Below are 16,169 nucleotides of genomic sequence, written 5' to 3'. Positions count from 1 at the left end.
ACGGATTATGCGGGTTTGGCAATAGTAATATGGTGCAAGCCAAACAGCAGCCATCCGGGATATCAGATTGGCTGCTGTTTGGCTTGCATTTTTCCGCTGTGATATTTCTGTTATGATGCAAAGGTCAGCATTCGTTCAGGGACCGACCACCGGAGACGGTAAACTGCGATACGCACACTTGTCTGCCGCGCTCTCGACAGCACGCATAATACCGCCATAACCGGTACATCGGCACAAATTGCCGCATAGCCCTTCTTTGATCTCCTGTTCCCCGGGCTGGGGAATACGATCGAGCAGCGCTTTGGTGGAGATGATCATCCCCGGCGTACAATAACCGCACTGAAACCCGCCTTCTTCGAGAAAAGCTTCCTGAATCGGATGAAGCTCTTCTGCCGTCTCACCATGCAATCCTTCGATAGTCGTAATTTCGCTACCAGCACACTGATAAGCCATCATTAGACAGGAATTCATCGGTTCCCCGTCAATCAGTACCATACAGGCACCGCATCTTCCGATCTCGCAGGAAATTTTGGTCCCGGTCAGATCCAGATCCTCCCGCAAAATATCCAGTAGCCGCCGGGATGGAGGTACTTCTATCTCCCGGGCCTTGCCATTGACTACCGCCTGCCACTGTATACCTGTCGTCTTCGTCATGGACGCACTCCTTCCTGCTGCCATACGCCTGCTGGCCGAATAAGCTGATCTCGAGCTACCGGAAGCTGCGTAACCCATGTTCCTGTTGCCTGGCGAATAGCTGCGGTAATCGCCGGTGCCAACGCTACCGAACCGATTTCTCCAATCCCCCGCGGCCCAAAAGGATCATTTTCCGGCAAATCCTCGATCGCCTCAACTTCCAGAGAGGTATGCATATCCTGAATACCCGGAATCATATAGGTGTCCATATTACGGGTCATATAGTGCCCTTCTTCCATTACAGCATCTTCGGTCAATGTAAATCCAAGTGCCATCACACTGCCACCTTCGATCTGTCCAATAAATCCCATCGGGTTAATCGCCGGTCCTGCTGCTACAGTATGATATGTGTCAAGCAGTCTGACATGACCACTCAGCGTATTGACCTCTACTTCGGCAGCCACCGCTGCATAGGTATACAGGAAATGTCCACCAACTACCTCATCCGGGGTCGTTGGATACGAGAATTTGGTATCAAATGTAAATTCATTTCCTTGCGCTTCTGCAGCGATTTCCCGGTAGGATATCACCCACTCGCGACTTACTTCTGTGTCATCTTCCAAAGTGACCTGCCAGATCCCTTGCTCGCCGGTTGTCAGCTGTTCAAGCGGAATACCGGTCATGTCATGCGCCTTTTGCAAAATCGCCTGCAGAAAAGGATTTTTCAGCCGCTGCAAGCCCATCCATGCCATTGTCGTTGAACGTGAAGCGGTACTTGAACCGCTATGAGGTACACGATCCGTATCGCCAATTACGATACTGATATCTTCACTCGTACAATGAAACAGATCCATCAGCATAATCTCCAGCGTCGTAATCAATCCTTGGCCGAATTCCTCATAACTGAAAGCGGCTTCTATCTGTCCGGCTGCATTTAGCGATAATCGCCCTCCTGCCGGATCGTCGATGCCATAACCAAGTCCTGCTCCATGCATCGCCAGCGCTGCACCAATTCCCCGCTTGATCCATGGAGGTGAAGAAGCGTCTGATAAAAAATCATAAGCAGATGGATCAGACATTGCTCTCCTGCGCTGCCAGAGCGAGGACTGAGCCAGCGCCTGCATAACCTGTTCCAATCCGTTCGTTCTCCAGATTTCCTGCTGCAATGGTCCGGGGTCGTCCGGGTAACGGCGGTTGAGCATCCGGAATTCCCATGGGTCCATGCCGATAAGCTCTGCCAGCCTGTCCATCTGGCCTTCCATGGCAAAGATCGCCTGATTGCCGCCAAAGCCGCGGAATTCTCCGGATACGCCATTATTCGTATACACCGATATCCCTTCTACATCCATATGCTCCCATCGATAAGGCCCCATACAATGCTCTGTGGCAAAATTCAGCACCGGCGCACCCAGCGTTGCATAGGCACCGGTATCTGCGACGATGCGCACCCGATGGGCTTTTAGCCGACCGTGTTCATCCATACCGGTCTCCATCTCGATTTTCATCGGATGACGCTTGAGTCCTGCACGTACCGATTCCATCCGTGAGTTGTGCATTTTGACCGGACGACCGCTTTTTAGCGCCAGCAGCGATCCATAAGGCTGTACATTCAGTTCATCCTTGCCGCCAAAGGAACCCCCGATAGGACTGGAAATAACGCGAATCCGCTCTTCTTCCCAATCCAGAATCCGGGCAATCTGCATCCGGTCCTTGTAACCATGCTGGGTAGGTGCATATACCGTTAGACGTCCATCCGGTTCGGGAATAAACAGTCCGCCTTCAGTTTCCATATAGGCATGCATCTGACGTGGCGTACTGTAGATTTCTTTGACGACATAGGCACAATTCTGGAGCGCACGTGCTGCGTCACCATGCTTGACCTGGGTACGGTGCAGTACGTTGCCCTGGGGATGCAAACGAGGCGCAGTATCCTCTAGTGCCCGCATCGGATCGGTAATCGTCTCCATCACCTCATACTCCACCCGGATCAGGGATAATGCGTAAGCGGCAATTTCCGGAGTGATAGCCGCTACGGCTGCTATAGCATCGCCGATATAACGAACCGTATCTTCACACAGGGCAGGTTGATCCGGCACAGCAATCCCAAAACGATTCAGTCCCGGCACATCCCGGTGCGTAATTACAGCTACTACGCCTTCATGATTCTCCGCGGCCGACGTATCCAGCGACAGAATACGAGCATGGGGATGACTGCTGCGTAGAACACGTCCATACAGCATGCCTTCAGCTGTCATATCTGTCAGATAACGCAGTTCGCCGGTTACCTTTTCTTTGCCGTCCCGACGCTTGCGCCAACGTTCTCCACTATTTTGCCGATTCAGCAGCATCTACAGTCATCCCCTCTCCCATTCCTGATATATTGTCTCCCATAACCCAGCGGCAAGCAGATTGCCTGCTGTTTGGCGACGATAGGATTCCGAAGCAAAAGGATCGCTGTAGCTTATCCATTCTTCTGTCACCAGTGCTGCTAGCGTGGCTGTATACTGCGGGTCGTAGACTTTGCCTTCCAGCAGATGTTCACATCCATTCAGTCGCATAGCCAGACCAGCACCTCCGCCTGCTGCTATTTTCACATCTGCCAGTACTCCTTCCCGATTCATCAGCGCACGGAATGCTACCGTAACGAGCGAAGGAGTAAAGGCTTCCCGGCGTCCCACTTTGCGGTAGAAACCAACTTCACGCCATGACGATGATCCAGAAAAAGAAGCAGGAGGACGATTATATTCCTCCTCGTTATGATCAAGAAAACCGGTGTTTGCTTTACTTTTGTCAATCGTAATACCCAGCAGGACCGCACCCAGACTGCGTCTGCCCAACCGAACCTGTTCCAGCCAATCTACCAGCTCCTGCTCGTATTCGAATGCAGGATGCTCCCGATCCATCCAGACGAGCCGGGCATCATGTACGAGCAGTGCCGGAATCATGTCTCCTACGGCTGATGAGATATTGCCACCTATCGTACCTTGATTACGGACAGCTGGAGCCGCGATATGACGACACGCTGTATAACAGATGCCAGCATAACTGCGTATCAATCGATTTGTTCCGCATTCGTGCAGTGAAGTTAATGCTCCAATATGAATATGCTGCTCACTGTCTGTGATGCCTTTTAATCCCGGTATCGTATCCAAACGGATCATATGCCCCGGAATATTCAGCAGACCGCCTTCCCATTGAGTGCGCAGCAATGTACTGCCTGCTATATAAGCTGCATCGGCTCCATATTGATACTTCAGAAGAACAGCTTCTTCGGCACTGGACGGCTCCCATACCGTAGGAGCCAACGGAGTAGAAAAGGAAGATTCTTTTTGATGCATATTCATGAGGTCACCTCCGCATTAACAGTATAATTTCAATTATAGTACTGAATCCGCTTATTAACGTCAACTAATCTAACTTAATTTTGTGTATATATTAAACGAAATACTCTTTTTTAGTATTTAAAACCTATAACCTAGTCTTTCTGCCTTCTATTATGTAATATAAATTAACATATATAATAACAATCTATCTTTAGAGTTTATAATATGTAATATAATTGGCTGGCTTGTCTCTATATGGCCTATAACTTGCGTTGTATCTGTTGTATACCATATCCCCGATAAACCTGACTGAAGACTTCTGGCATAAAACAAAAAACACCCTGGCTTATCCTGTATCCAAGGTGCATCTAATATGATCACGTATACGCTGCAAAGCATCCGGCGTATCCGCATCCCAGAAATAATGTTCGGCATACGGTATAATCCGTCCCCGTAGATCAGGCTGTCGAAACAGCTGCCTTGCTCCCTGATCACCGGTTAATTGATCCAGTCTGTCCCATATGTGCCGTGCCATAATAACCGGCGGCTGGGCATTGCGTCCATCCGAAGCGGCTATATAATCCAGTGCCGAATCGCTCTGCTGCCAGTTGTCTATTATATCTCCCAGCAGAAGCGAATCTACCAGCGGCTGATCCGCCAGCAAAATCATGACAGCTTCGGCTGCAGAAGACTTGATCCTTTCCATTCCGCAGCGAATAGAATAGGACATTCCACGATCCGCATCGGCACATTCTGTTTCCTGCCAGTTTTTTCTTTCACACCATGCCAGCACTTCCTGCCGCCAGACTGGCGAAGAATAGGGAGCATGAACAATCACAACCGGAGATAACCTTTTCTCAGCAAGTATGGCCTTCAGTACATGGCCGCCCACACTTGTTACCGGTTTAGATACGACGGGTATGCTTTTTTCATGGCTGATCTGCGTATTGGGGTCAACAACAGCACAGGTGTATAGATGCTGCTCTATTCCTGTCCTATCTGGAGTTGCTGGTTGGCCTGCAGCTGGAACTGTATACGTTCCGGATATAGTTGGAAGCGGCAGTGAGAGCTTGTCTTTCCCCATCCGGCTACTTTTACCGGCTGCCAATACCAGTGCGGCGATAGACATGAGCCGATTCCTCCTTTGTCGATAGCTTGCGATCTCTTTTGACAGCGATCAATTCTGCAGCGATACTGATCGCAATCTCGTCCGGTCCATCCGCTCCAATCGATAACCCTACTGGTGAATGCACATGGGGATAGGAAGGCAGCCCCTCGAACAATCGGCGGGTTCGTTCGGAAGAGCCCATAATGCCCAGATAGGTATAGGGACAATGCTGTATATACTCGATCCATTCTCGTTCCCTGGGAAAATTATGACTCATCAATAGTATATAATCGCCGATCTGTGGAGATATCGCATCATACAGTTCTGCCGGAAATCCGGTTATACAGGTCGCACCCGGAAAACGATCTGCTGTGCAGAGTGATTCGCGCCAATCCCCCACAATTACGCGAAATCCGGCTGCCTGGGCAAGCGAACTGACCAGCTGACTATCGTCGCCTGCACCGATAAGAATCAGACGCGGTTTGGCACGATAGGTACGGATAAAAGTATACGACTGGATATTAGTATCAGCATTTGCATATTCGGTCGTGTGATCATGAGCGAGGATCAGCGGCTGAGCTACCGCAGTTGTAGTCGTCTTTTCCTCAAGTGAAAAAGTCGGCTGACTGTCTGTACCTGTACCACCCAGCACAGACAGCATATATTCTACCCGTGGTCCATTGGCACAAAAAAAGCGTGTCAGCCTGACAGCTTCTCCCTGTTCAAGCCGCTCATCCAGTAGATCCAGAATTTTTTCCAGCTCTCCACGTACCGGTTCCAGCAAAATCTGTAGCCGGCCGCCGCAGCCGATATTTTCTCCCCAGGACAGATCATCCGCTGGTCGCATATCATAATCTACTATCTGAACCGTACTGCTGTTCCACGCCGATTCTACCCGTCCGCATAGATCCTCTTCCAGACAACCGGGGCTGATCGTACCATAATGACGTCCATCTTCTGTCAGGATCATGGAGACCCCTTCCTTGCGATAAGCATGACCTTCCACATGCACCACGGTAGCAAGAACGGTTCGAATATGTTGTTGACGTTCACGACGGGCAATTGTACACAGGTCCTTCATATCCATCGTCTCCAACTCTCCTTTTCCCAGCAAAATCTAGAATCTGTTACCATACCTGCAAATCAGCCGATACGACTAAGCAGACGTTTGATGGAACGATCGGATTCACGCAGCACAATACTGCGGTCGATTGTTTTGACCTGGCGGTTCTCGAACACAATCTGTCCATCAATAATTACCGTATCCACATTGCTGCGTGTAGAAGAGTACACGACTCGTGAATAGACATCGACATCGTGCGACGGGAATGTATGATAATCTTCGAGGTCCAGCAGTACAAGATCGGCTTTTTTGCCTACTTCCAGACTGCCGATTTCCCTGGACAATCCCAGCACTTCCGCGCCCCCCATCGTTGCCATGCGCAAAACGGTGCGCGCGTCCATTACTGTCGGCCCATGCGGTACTTTTTGTATCAGTGCAGTCATCCGCATTTCCTGGAACATATCCAGATTATTATTGCAGGGAGCACCATCTGCCCCTATACCGACATGAATATGCCGATTCATCAGGTCGGGAATTTCCGCAATCCCGGAAGACAGCTTCATATTGGAACCCGGACAATGAGTCACCTTGACTCCGCGCTTGTGCAGGATCTGCTTTTCCTCTTCGCTCAGCCAGACACAATGTGCCAGGATCAAGCGCGGATTCGCCAGACCGATATGATCCAGATAGACAATATTACGCATGCCCCGTTCCTGCTCGACCAGTGCAATCTCTCCGCGGTTCTCCGAAGCATGGGTATGCACTCGTACATGATACTGGGCAGACAGGTCACGCACTTCGGTCAGCAGCTTCTCGGTACACGAGACAACAAAACGCGGACAGAAGGCATACTGGATACGTCCGCCGCCAAATCCATTCCATTTTTCCAGCAAATCTACACTTTTCTGCAGAGATTCCTCTGTTTTCTCCTGCAATGGAACGGGTACATCATCGCCATGATCCATCATGACCTTGCCGGAAATGACACGCAGACCACTTTGTGCCATCGCTTGAAAAGCCGAATCCGTATGATTCACTGTCTCCATATCGCAGATTGTCGTTGTCCCGCTGGAAATAAGTTCGCCTATACCGAGAAGCGCCGAGTAGAAAATGGATTCTTCGTCATGGGCAGCTTCCAGCGGCCAGATCCGTTTACGCAGCCAGTCCATCAGTTCCATATCATCGGCACGTCCGCGGAAAATGGTCTGACACAAATGAATATGGGTCTGGATAAAGCCGGGCAGCAATGTTTTGCCGCGTGCATCTATCTCACAATCGGCATGATCGTCGAGATGGGTGCCTATTTTGACAATCATATTGTTCTCAATCAGCAAATCCCCGATGAACACTTCTTCTTTGTCATTCATGGTTACAATCTGTGCCTGCCTGATCAGTATGCTTCCCATTCTGCTTCCCCCTCTGATGTGTAGCTGCTGCGACGTTATTTACGAATAGAGTCTGCGGCAGTATGGTTATCTGCTCTGTCTAGAGTGTTTATCTACTGTTGAAGCTGTACCGGAACCAAGCCCGTCCATAGCCTCCGATTATATCCCGATCGCCATGCCATCACTGCGTGGATCGGCAGCCCCGCTGAATACGCCCTGCTCGCTGATATGAATCCCCTGTGCTTCGCCCATGAGTGCATCGTAGTCGCTTACAGGCTCGACGGTATGTCCGTAAGCTTCCAGTCTGGAATAGATATCCTCATACGAGCGATTCTCAATCTTCAACGTATCGCTAAGCGTTCCCCAGGTCCGGCCGTACAGCCAGCGCGGAAGAGCAATAGCCTGCTGGATATTCAGCTTGTAATCGATCATGCCGGTCAGGATAGACAGCTGGGTCTGCGGTTGTCCTTCGCCGCCCTGGGTACCGAGCAGCAGATAAGGTCTGCCATTTTTGGTGACCATGCCGGGCATGAGCGTATGAAATGTGCGTTTGCGGGGCTCCAATACATTGGGCAGCCGATCATCCAATGAGAAAAAGGACCCCCGATTTTGCAAAATCACACCCTGACCGCCCGGCACATAAGCTGATCCAAAATCGAAATACAGGCTCTGGATAAACGAGACGGCATTGCCTTCGTCGTCTGCTACAGCGGCATAGGCTGTATCCTGTCCCATTGCTGCAGACAGATGTTCGGCCGCCTGCGGCTGATACTGCATTTCATACCAGAGCTTGTGCGCATACGGCTTGGACAGCAGTCGCTCCAGCGGAATATGCCGGAATCCCGGATCGGTAAGATAACGATCCCGATCGCGAAAAGCCTTTTTGACCGTCTCGGTCATCAGATGATAGAATTCCGGTGAAAAGCGGGCGACTGACGACAACTCTGTCTGCTCCAGCATATTGAGCATCATCAGCAGTGAAAATCCCTGTGTATTCGGCGGCAGCTGGTATACCTGATGATCCCGATAGCTGGTAGAAATAGGTTCTACCCATTCTCCTCGATGCGCTGCAAAATCTTCGGCGGTCAGCAGACTGCCATCATGCGCTGCTGCTTGCCCTATCTGTTGTCCCAATAGACCGGTATACATATAATCGCGTCCATGCTCCGCAATTCCCTGCATAGCTTCAGCAAGCTTGGGCTGTATAACCAGATCCCCTTCCTCCAGCGGTTGTCCGGCTTTAAGAAAAGTCTGGTATAGATACGGGTCCGCTTGCAGCCACTCCAGATCACGCACCGTCCAGCGGGCCAGACTCGGTGAAGCTGGAAATCCTTCTTTGGCATAACGGATAGCCGGCGCCATTACCTCTGCCCAGGGCAGACGCCCATATCGGTTCCAGACCGCTGCCCAGGCGTCTACCATTCCCGGTACTGTTACTGCAGCGAGTGGCCCTCGCTGTGGAATCGACGTGTATCCTTTATTTAGATACCACTCTGGCACAGCACCTGCGGCTGAACGTCCACTGCCATTATAGGCGGTGATTTCTCCTGTTTTTCCATCATGAATCAGGAAAAAGGCATCTCCGCCAGGCCCGGTCATATGCGGATAGACCACACCCAATACCGCACTGACTGCGACAGCTGCATCGACTGCATTGCCGCCGGATTGCAAAATAAATGCGCCGGTCTGACTGGCCAGGTAATGAGGCGCAGCGACCATTCCTTTACGCGAGCGCGGCATCAGATTCATCAGCACGTCACTTCCTCCTTGCGTGCATAGACATCCAGTGCAGCCTGTACTCCCTCCCCTGCCGGCAGCTTGAATCCATGCCGCAGCAGCGTTGCTTCCAGCGCTCCCAGTACATGCAGTACATTTTTGCGGCTGCTGCTGTAGCCCATGCTGCCGATTCGCCAGATTCTGCCCTTCAATGGACCGAATGAACTGGCGATTTCAATACCAAAATCCTCCAGCAACATGGAGCGTACACTCTCGCCGTCAATACCTGGCGGAATCTCAATACAGGTCACAACCGGCAAACGGGCCTGATCATTGCCGAACAGCTGGAGTCCCATCCCGCGCACACCGGCTACAATCGCTGCTCCGTTTTCCGCATGGCGGGCAAAGCGTGCCTCCAGACCTTCTTCCAGCAGAATACGAAGCCCTTCCCGCAGGGCATAGAGCATAGAGGTCGCCTCGGTATGATGATTCAGCCGGGCCGGACTCCAGTAATCCTGCAGCTGGGCCAGATCCAGATAATTGCTGGCGATACGACTGTGCCCCGATATAGCGGCTGGCTGGAATTCAGAAGCTGTACGCAGTCCTCGCTCGATACTTTTGCGAGCCAGCAACTTGCGCTCGACCCGGTCATTGTAGGTGAGCGGTGCCATGCCTGCAGGTACCGAAAGGCACTTCTGGGTTCCTCCCATCACAGCATCGATCTGCCATTTATCCGCATATACCGGGACGCCTCCAATCGTAGCGACCGCATCCACAACAAACAGCACATCCATTTCCCGGCAATAATGACCGATTTCGCGCAGCGGCTGCATGCATCCTGTCGATGTCTCCCCATGTACCATGGCTACCAATGCAGGGCGATACTGGCGAATAGCGTCAATAACCTGCTGTGGATCGAATACGGTTCCCCATTCGGCTTCAATGGTGATAACCTCTGCACCACAGCGCTCGGCAATCTCGGTGAGCAAATGTCCGAATCGACCATAGATCGGTACGAGTACACGATCACCCGGTTCGATCAGGCTGACCAGAACAGCCTCCAGTCCCGATCGGGAAGTGCCGTCAACCGGATAACACCACTGATTACCGGTAACGAATAGTTCACGCAGCATTTCCATCGTCTCATTCATCAGATCGGTAAAAGCTGGATCGAACTGTCCCAGAATCGGATAGGACATCGCTCGCAGCACACGTGGATCGACTTCTACAGGACCCGGTGTCATAATCGTACGCGGTGGTGGTGCAAGATCTTTATAACGTTTCATGGCATTCACCTCGATAAGCATATTGGTATAACCATTCTGTGAGTACACGGAAACCCTGCATCAGATCTTCGTCAGCAGTATATTCCAGTGGATTATGACTGATCCCTTGCCGACTCGGTACAAAAATCATAGCTGCCGGACGCTGACTGCCCAGTACCTGTGCATCATGTCCGGCACCGCTTGGCATAGTGCGGCAGGCGATCCCTGACGACTCGCATATGTGCTGCAAATCCGTAATAATATCCGGATGCATCAGTACCGGATCAATATTCAGATTCTCCTCCCAGTACATATCCATTCCTTCCTGGCTGGCGATCTTGCGCAGCTTCTGCTGAAGCTTATCTGTATATTCATCCAGTACTTTCCGGTCCAGATGGCGAATATCCAGAGTAAATATCGTTTCTCCGGCGATTACATTGGATACTCCAGGCGAAGGCTGGATTGATCCTACGGTAGCTACCAGCGGATCGCCCATTTCCAGAGCCGAATGGCGGATACAGGTAATCATTTCAGCAGCACAGGCCAGCGAATCACGACGCCAGCCCATTGGCGTTGTGCCGGCATGATTGCTTTCTCCGCCAACACTTACACGGATACGTCGCTGACCGACAATACCATTCACGATGCCAATCTGCTGCTGACTGCGCTCCAGTACAAAGCCCTGTTCAATATGCAGTTCGATATATGCATCCCAGCTCCGCAAACATGATCTGTAGGGTGAATCTGGACCAAATCCGGCTGCTGACATGGCCTCTTCCAACGTAATCCCTTCCCGATCCGACACTGCCGGAATCCGTTCCATACTATAATTTCCGGCTATATTGCCCGAACCCCAGTAGGTTAGCGGAAACCGGCTGCCCTCTTCTTCACAGAGCGAGATTACATCAATCGTTCGTACCGGCGGTCCATATACCTGCTGCAAATAGGCAAGCGCCAGAATACCAGCGACTACACCATAGGTCCCATCATATTTACCGCCGCAGATCACTGTATCGATATGTGACCCGGTGACTACCGGCAACAGATCAGGATTGCTCCCTACGAGCCGGCCAGTCAGATTACCCGCCTGATCATAGAAAGTCTCCAGACCCTGTTCTTTCATATAAGAAGACAAGGCTTCCTGCGCAGCTATCCATTCTCTACTGTACAACAGCCGGGTTACCCCTCCCTGCTCATCCGCCCCGTAACCGGACAGCCATTCCAGCATATCATTCATTCGGATACTGTATTGATCCAGCACTGCTGCTGTCTGCTCAACCATGAACTACACCTCCTGGCTGCCGGGCGATGAATCGGCCTACAGGTTGGGAGACAAGCCCCTGTTCAGATTGATACACCGTATTTCCCCTTACCAGTGTGCGTACAATAGTAGAAGAAAAAGTAAAGCCAGTGTACGGATTCTGTTTATGTCGGTCATACAATTCTTCATAAGTCAGTTCGTAAGGCTCCGTCAGATTGACCAATACCAGATCTGCATCCATGCCTTCAGCGATTTTGCCTTTGATATGGCTTAATCCCAGCCGTTCGGCCGGCTGGTCAGCCAGCATCTGCATCAGCTGTGGCAGCGGAATACCCCGCTGATGGTAGCCCTGTTCCAGCATAAGCAGCAGTGTACTCTGTCCACCCGATATACCTCCCCAGACTGCAAAAAAGTCATCTGATTGCTTCATAGCCGGAGGACACGGCGAATGATCCGAGGCGATAATATCGATTAATCCTTCACGGACTGCTTCCCACAGCTGTTCCTGCTGCTGTCGGCTTCGCAGAGGCGGAGCACATTTGACAATGCTTCCCTGCGTCAGCATCGATTCTTCTGTCAGCACCAGATAATGCGGACAGGTTTCTACAGTTACATCCAGCCCTTCCTTTTTGGCTGCTATGATTATATCGACGGCTTCCCGGCTGCTAATATGTACAAAGTGCAGTGCACAGCCGCTCTCGCGAGCATAGGACAGTGCCTGCTGTACAGCCAGCATTTCTGCTTCCACCGGACGGGAATGGATATAATCTATCGCGTCCATTCTCCCCTGCTGCCGGGCCTCCGCCGCCAGAACCGAGACGAGCTGTTCATCTTCTGCGTGCACTGCCAGCACCCCACCGAGCCGGGCAATCTCCTTCATGCCTTCCAGCAGCGTCTGATCATCTGCCCGGGTGAAGATCTCTTCTCCTTCTCCTCCCGGTTCTGACATAAACGCTTTGAATCCTGCTGCTCCGCCGGCTGCAAGTCCCTCCAGCTGGTCGATATTCCCTTCTACCAGACCACCCCATAATGCATAATCCACATAGGAACGTCCTTCGGCCGCCTGTTTTTTCAATATCAGGTATTCCGGTTTGACGGTTGGCGGTACTCCATTGAGCGGCATATCAACATAAGTAGTAATGCCTCCTGCCGCCAGTGCTGCCGAACCTGTCTCGAACCCTTCCCAGGCACCCAGACCCGGCTCGTTAAAATGAACATGAATATCTATCGCACCAGGAAGTACATGCAGTCCGGCTGCATCGATTACCGGCAGTGGCAGTTCTTCTGATGCAGTCTGATACGGCATTAGCGATTGTATCCTGCCTTCTTGGATAACAATATCCAGCTGCTCGATTCGATCCGGCAGCACAACCAGTCCTCCTTTGATAATACAATTCCAGGTATTTGGCTGCATAACCCTTCCCCCTTTGTGCAAATATAGGATTACTGCATCTGGCCGATCTAACGCTGCATGGCTCCCATACTATTCGTTTCCGGCAAACAAACCAGTTGCTGCTAACTGCCTCTATAAGTGCTGTAACCACCGGGTGACAGCAGCAGTGGAATATGATAATTGCCCTGTTCATCAGTTATCGTGAACCGAATCGGAATCTGATCCCACAGTGATAAGGTCTGTGTCACCTGATTGTGTTCCGCCTGGTAACGAAGATAATCCCCCGCATAAAAGATCAATTGATAGATTCCCGGCTGCATGGCTTCTACGGATAGCAGCGGCTCATCCAGTCGGCCATCCTCATTGGTCACGCCGCTAGCCAGCGCTACAAGAGAATCTTCGGCATATAGCGCCACCTTCATTCCTACTGCCGGGCCTCCTTTGCCCAGATCAAGTACATGTGTAGTTACTTTGCCTTTCATACCGTCATACCATGGCGGCTCGCCCATTCTCTCAGCCGCAATCCAACAATAATCTGCACCTGCTGCAGGGCAGTAACAAATTCCTCCTCCTCCGGTTGACCAAGACGCGCTTCCAGTGCTGCCAGAATCTGATCTGCCGTTTTACCTTTGACAGCCAGGATAAAAGGAAAAGAGTACGTCGCCGTGTATTCACTGTTCCCGCGTGATAAGCGTTCATACTGATCGGCGGATAAATCAGTCAGCCCGGCGCCTGCCTGCTCGGATTGTGAATGTTCACTCATCTGAATTCGGCTGCCCAGATCCGGATGCTGTCTCAGCAGCTCCAGCTGTTTGTCCCTGCCGGAAGATAGAACCACTTCATTCATACGATCCAGCATTTCCTGTAAGCTGGCAAATGGCTTGTACTCCCATACCTGCTCGGCTACCCAGGCGGAATGTTCATACAATCCGCCAAAATGCTGTATAAATTCTTCTTTTGTCCAAGCATTCCATGGCTGCTCTACAGATATCATCAATATCAACCTCATTTTGTTTGGTATAGTCGGTAAAATCAGATATTTTTATCATTTTACGTAAGGTAATCGAACATATCAACTTATTTATTTTTATTTTGTCATATAACATAACACAATAGTAGCGTTTTGTGATCTATGCCTTATCCTTTTCGGTTGCTGCACAGCAAAAACCCTTATCCGGGAGATACTCCATACAGATAAGGGTACAAGCAGCAACATCTATTGATCACAGGACCAGGCATTGCCTTTACTATGAGATTATCGATTCAGGACGGTTTGTGCTTTAGAAATTTACGAAAAGTAAAGACCATCTTCAGCTTTAACAGATCATTTGTTTTCTTGAAATCCATCTGCAGCATACTGCCAATTTTGTCCATCCGATAAGTAACGGTATTCCGATGCACATACAGCTGCCGAGCAGCTTCGTTGATCAGACCATCATTTTCTACGAAAGCTTCCAGCGTATTCATCAGCACCTGATTAGGATCGCCGTCCCGGATCGTCAGCGGCTCCAATACTTTATGACAGTAAGTTTCCATAATCTGTTCCGGCACATGCTGGAATACATAGGCAAACTCCACCGTATGAAACTGTAGCGCCATATGTCCCATGCCAAACCGTTTGGCCAGCTTGCGCGTCTCTGCCGCTTCCTGATAGGCTTCCCGAAAAGAATCCGGCTTGAGCTTGATATTGCTGATCCAAAAGCGCGGACTGCCTCCACTGCTGGCCAGCCCTGCCATATCTTCAAACCGGTTCATCAGGAAAGCAGACAATTCTTCCCCATAATCCCGCTCTGACGGACAGGCATAGATCGACAGAATACCTTCTTCCACCCGAAAGTGCTGCGACGGAAACAACTGCATCAGCGGATTGTACTGCAATTCCTGATGAATCTGTGCCAGCCGTTTCTCGGAGGAAAAAGCCTGCGGCTCCAGCGTCGTCAGCACACACTGATACGGTCCCGGAAACAGATTGATCCCCAAATGCTCAGCACCCTGAACCAGATCGGTCAGCGTAATACGACGGCCAAGATGCTCGGATACGAGTGTACGCATTTTGTCCTGAATACCCGGATTGATATGTTCGCGGTATGTAGTGTCCATGTGGAATGCCAGTACCTCAGCCGCCTGCTGGAACAACTCTTCTTCTTCCTTTAACTGAATCGCAGTATCGGTAAATACAAGCAGAAACCCATAATGCTCATCGCGCTGCATAATCGGTACCCGGTAGCAGCTGCCCTGATTCCATTTCACCCGTGTCAGTGCTATTTTCCAGGGCCAGCCCTGCAGCAGACCATCTTCCCGACCTTCGCCACTGTTATATAGTACGTGTCCGCGTGAACCGATAATAGCGACAGGATATTTCAGAATAGTCTCCAGCACGGCAAATACATTGACATGCGAATCCTGATGAAGCGCAAACTGCATTAGCTGCTTTTGCTTGGACAGTACAGATTGCAATAGCTTGGTGCTGCGCTCATGCTCTACCTGGAACAGGGCATTCATCTGATCCGAAAACGTAAATTCAAACGGCAGTTCCAGCAGCGGAAATTGCAGTCGATCTGCTTCCTCGATAATGACCTGCGGGATCACATCCCAGAAGCGTCCCAATTTGACCCCCATGCCTGCACATCCGCGTTCATTCAGCTTGCGCATGAGCTTGATCGCTTCCTCCTGATTGTCTTTCATCAGAAAAGCCGTGGTAAAGAGCATTTCACCACTTTTCACCCAGTCGGCAATATCCGGTGCATCCATTACGTTCACCGACTTCATCAGCCGTGACGTTCCGCCGGCACCCGCAACCAGTCGCGCTTCTGATAGCGGGTACACCGCCAACGCTTCCTGAACAGTCAATTGCATACGAGTACCTCCCATTTACTTGACATTACTTGTTGATGAATAGGTAAATCCTGCTGCTTTTTTCCATTTTGTCGCTTTCCGAACCTGTTTTCCGGTTATATATTTGAATATTGTCAAGTATTATAACATAGAAGTCAGCAAGCGTACTATATGGATAAGTTATAAG

General features: G+C 50.7%; 13 protein-coding genes. All 13 read right to left on the bottom strand.

Features of this window, described 5'->3' with window-relative positions; all coding sequences use genetic code 11:
- Positions 1–135 precede the first annotated feature (135 nt).
- On the bottom strand, positions 136–654 hold the full coding sequence (locus tag AR543_RS10960) for a (2Fe-2S)-binding protein (RefSeq protein WP_060534323.1): 519 nt from the start codon (positions 652–654) through the stop codon (positions 136–138).
- Positions 651–2,981 carry a xanthine dehydrogenase subunit D gene (gene pucD, locus AR543_RS10955; protein WP_060534321.1) on the bottom strand — a complete coding sequence of 777 codons (2,331 nt, stop codon included), beginning with the start codon at positions 2,979–2,981 and terminating at the stop codon, positions 651–653. Before pucD ends, AR543_RS10960 begins: the two co-directional genes overlap by 4 nt.
- 6 nt (positions 2,982–2,987) lie before the next feature.
- Positions 2,988–3,977, bottom strand: a complete 990-nt coding sequence (locus AR543_RS10950) for an FAD binding domain-containing protein (protein ID WP_060534319.1) — start codon at positions 3,975–3,977, stop codon at positions 2,988–2,990.
- Between the two features lie 325 nt (positions 3,978–4,302).
- Complete coding sequence (locus AR543_RS10945) at positions 4,303–5,085, bottom strand: nucleotidyltransferase family protein (RefSeq protein ID WP_060534316.1); 783 nt, start codon at positions 5,083–5,085, stop codon at positions 4,303–4,305.
- Positions 5,051–6,151: an XdhC family protein gene (locus AR543_RS10940; RefSeq protein ID WP_060534314.1), complete on the bottom strand. Its 1,101-nt coding sequence runs from the start codon at positions 6,149–6,151 to the stop codon at positions 5,051–5,053. Before AR543_RS10940 ends, AR543_RS10945 begins: the two co-directional genes overlap by 35 nt.
- A 56-nt stretch (positions 6,152–6,207) precedes the next feature.
- Entirely contained in the window at positions 6,208–7,533 is a 1,326-nt protein-coding gene (locus AR543_RS10935; RefSeq protein ID WP_060534312.1) for a 5'-deoxyadenosine deaminase, read from the bottom strand.
- A 138-nt stretch (positions 7,534–7,671) separates the two neighbouring features.
- Positions 7,672–9,261 (bottom strand): gamma-glutamyltransferase, encoded by a 1,590-nt coding sequence (gene ggt, locus AR543_RS10930; protein ID WP_169725610.1) that lies wholly within the window; start codon positions 9,259–9,261, stop codon positions 7,672–7,674.
- A complete protein-coding gene (locus tag AR543_RS10925; protein ID WP_060534310.1) occupies positions 9,261–10,514 on the bottom strand; it encodes a pyridoxal-phosphate-dependent aminotransferase family protein in 1,254 nt (417 codons plus the stop codon). Before AR543_RS10925 ends, ggt begins: the two co-directional genes overlap by 1 nt.
- Positions 10,501–11,775 carry a M20 family metallo-hydrolase gene (locus AR543_RS10920; RefSeq protein WP_060534308.1) on the bottom strand — a complete coding sequence of 425 codons (1,275 nt, stop codon included), beginning with the start codon at positions 11,773–11,775 and terminating at the stop codon, positions 10,501–10,503. Before AR543_RS10920 ends, AR543_RS10925 begins: the two co-directional genes overlap by 14 nt.
- The gene (gene allB / locus AR543_RS10915) at positions 11,768–13,168 is read right to left on the bottom strand and encodes an allantoinase AllB (RefSeq protein WP_060534306.1); all 1,401 of its coding nucleotides are present in this window, start codon (positions 13,166–13,168) and stop codon (positions 11,768–11,770) included. The genes AR543_RS10920 and allB overlap by 8 nt, the downstream gene beginning before the upstream one ends.
- A 101-nt stretch (positions 13,169–13,269) precedes the next feature.
- A complete protein-coding gene (gene uraH / locus AR543_RS10910) occupies positions 13,270–13,656 on the bottom strand; it encodes a hydroxyisourate hydrolase (RefSeq protein ID WP_227871872.1) in 387 nt (128 codons plus the stop codon).
- Positions 13,626–14,141: a 2-oxo-4-hydroxy-4-carboxy-5-ureidoimidazoline decarboxylase gene (gene uraD / locus AR543_RS10905; RefSeq protein WP_060534303.1), complete on the bottom strand. Its 516-nt coding sequence runs from the start codon at positions 14,139–14,141 to the stop codon at positions 13,626–13,628. The genes uraH and uraD overlap by 31 nt, the downstream gene beginning before the upstream one ends.
- 269 nt (positions 14,142–14,410) lie before the next feature.
- Positions 14,411–16,003 carry a PucR family transcriptional regulator gene (locus AR543_RS10900; protein ID WP_060534300.1) on the bottom strand — a complete coding sequence of 531 codons (1,593 nt, stop codon included), beginning with the start codon at positions 16,001–16,003 and terminating at the stop codon, positions 14,411–14,413.
- Between the last annotated feature and the right edge of the window lie 166 nt (positions 16,004–16,169).

Source organism: Paenibacillus bovis (assembly GCF_001421015.2).
Classification (GTDB): Bacteria; Bacillota; Bacilli; order Paenibacillales; family Paenibacillaceae; genus Saccharibacillus; species Saccharibacillus bovis.
Note: the sequence above shows the minus strand (reverse complement) of the source record. Positions and strands in the feature narration are given on the sequence as shown.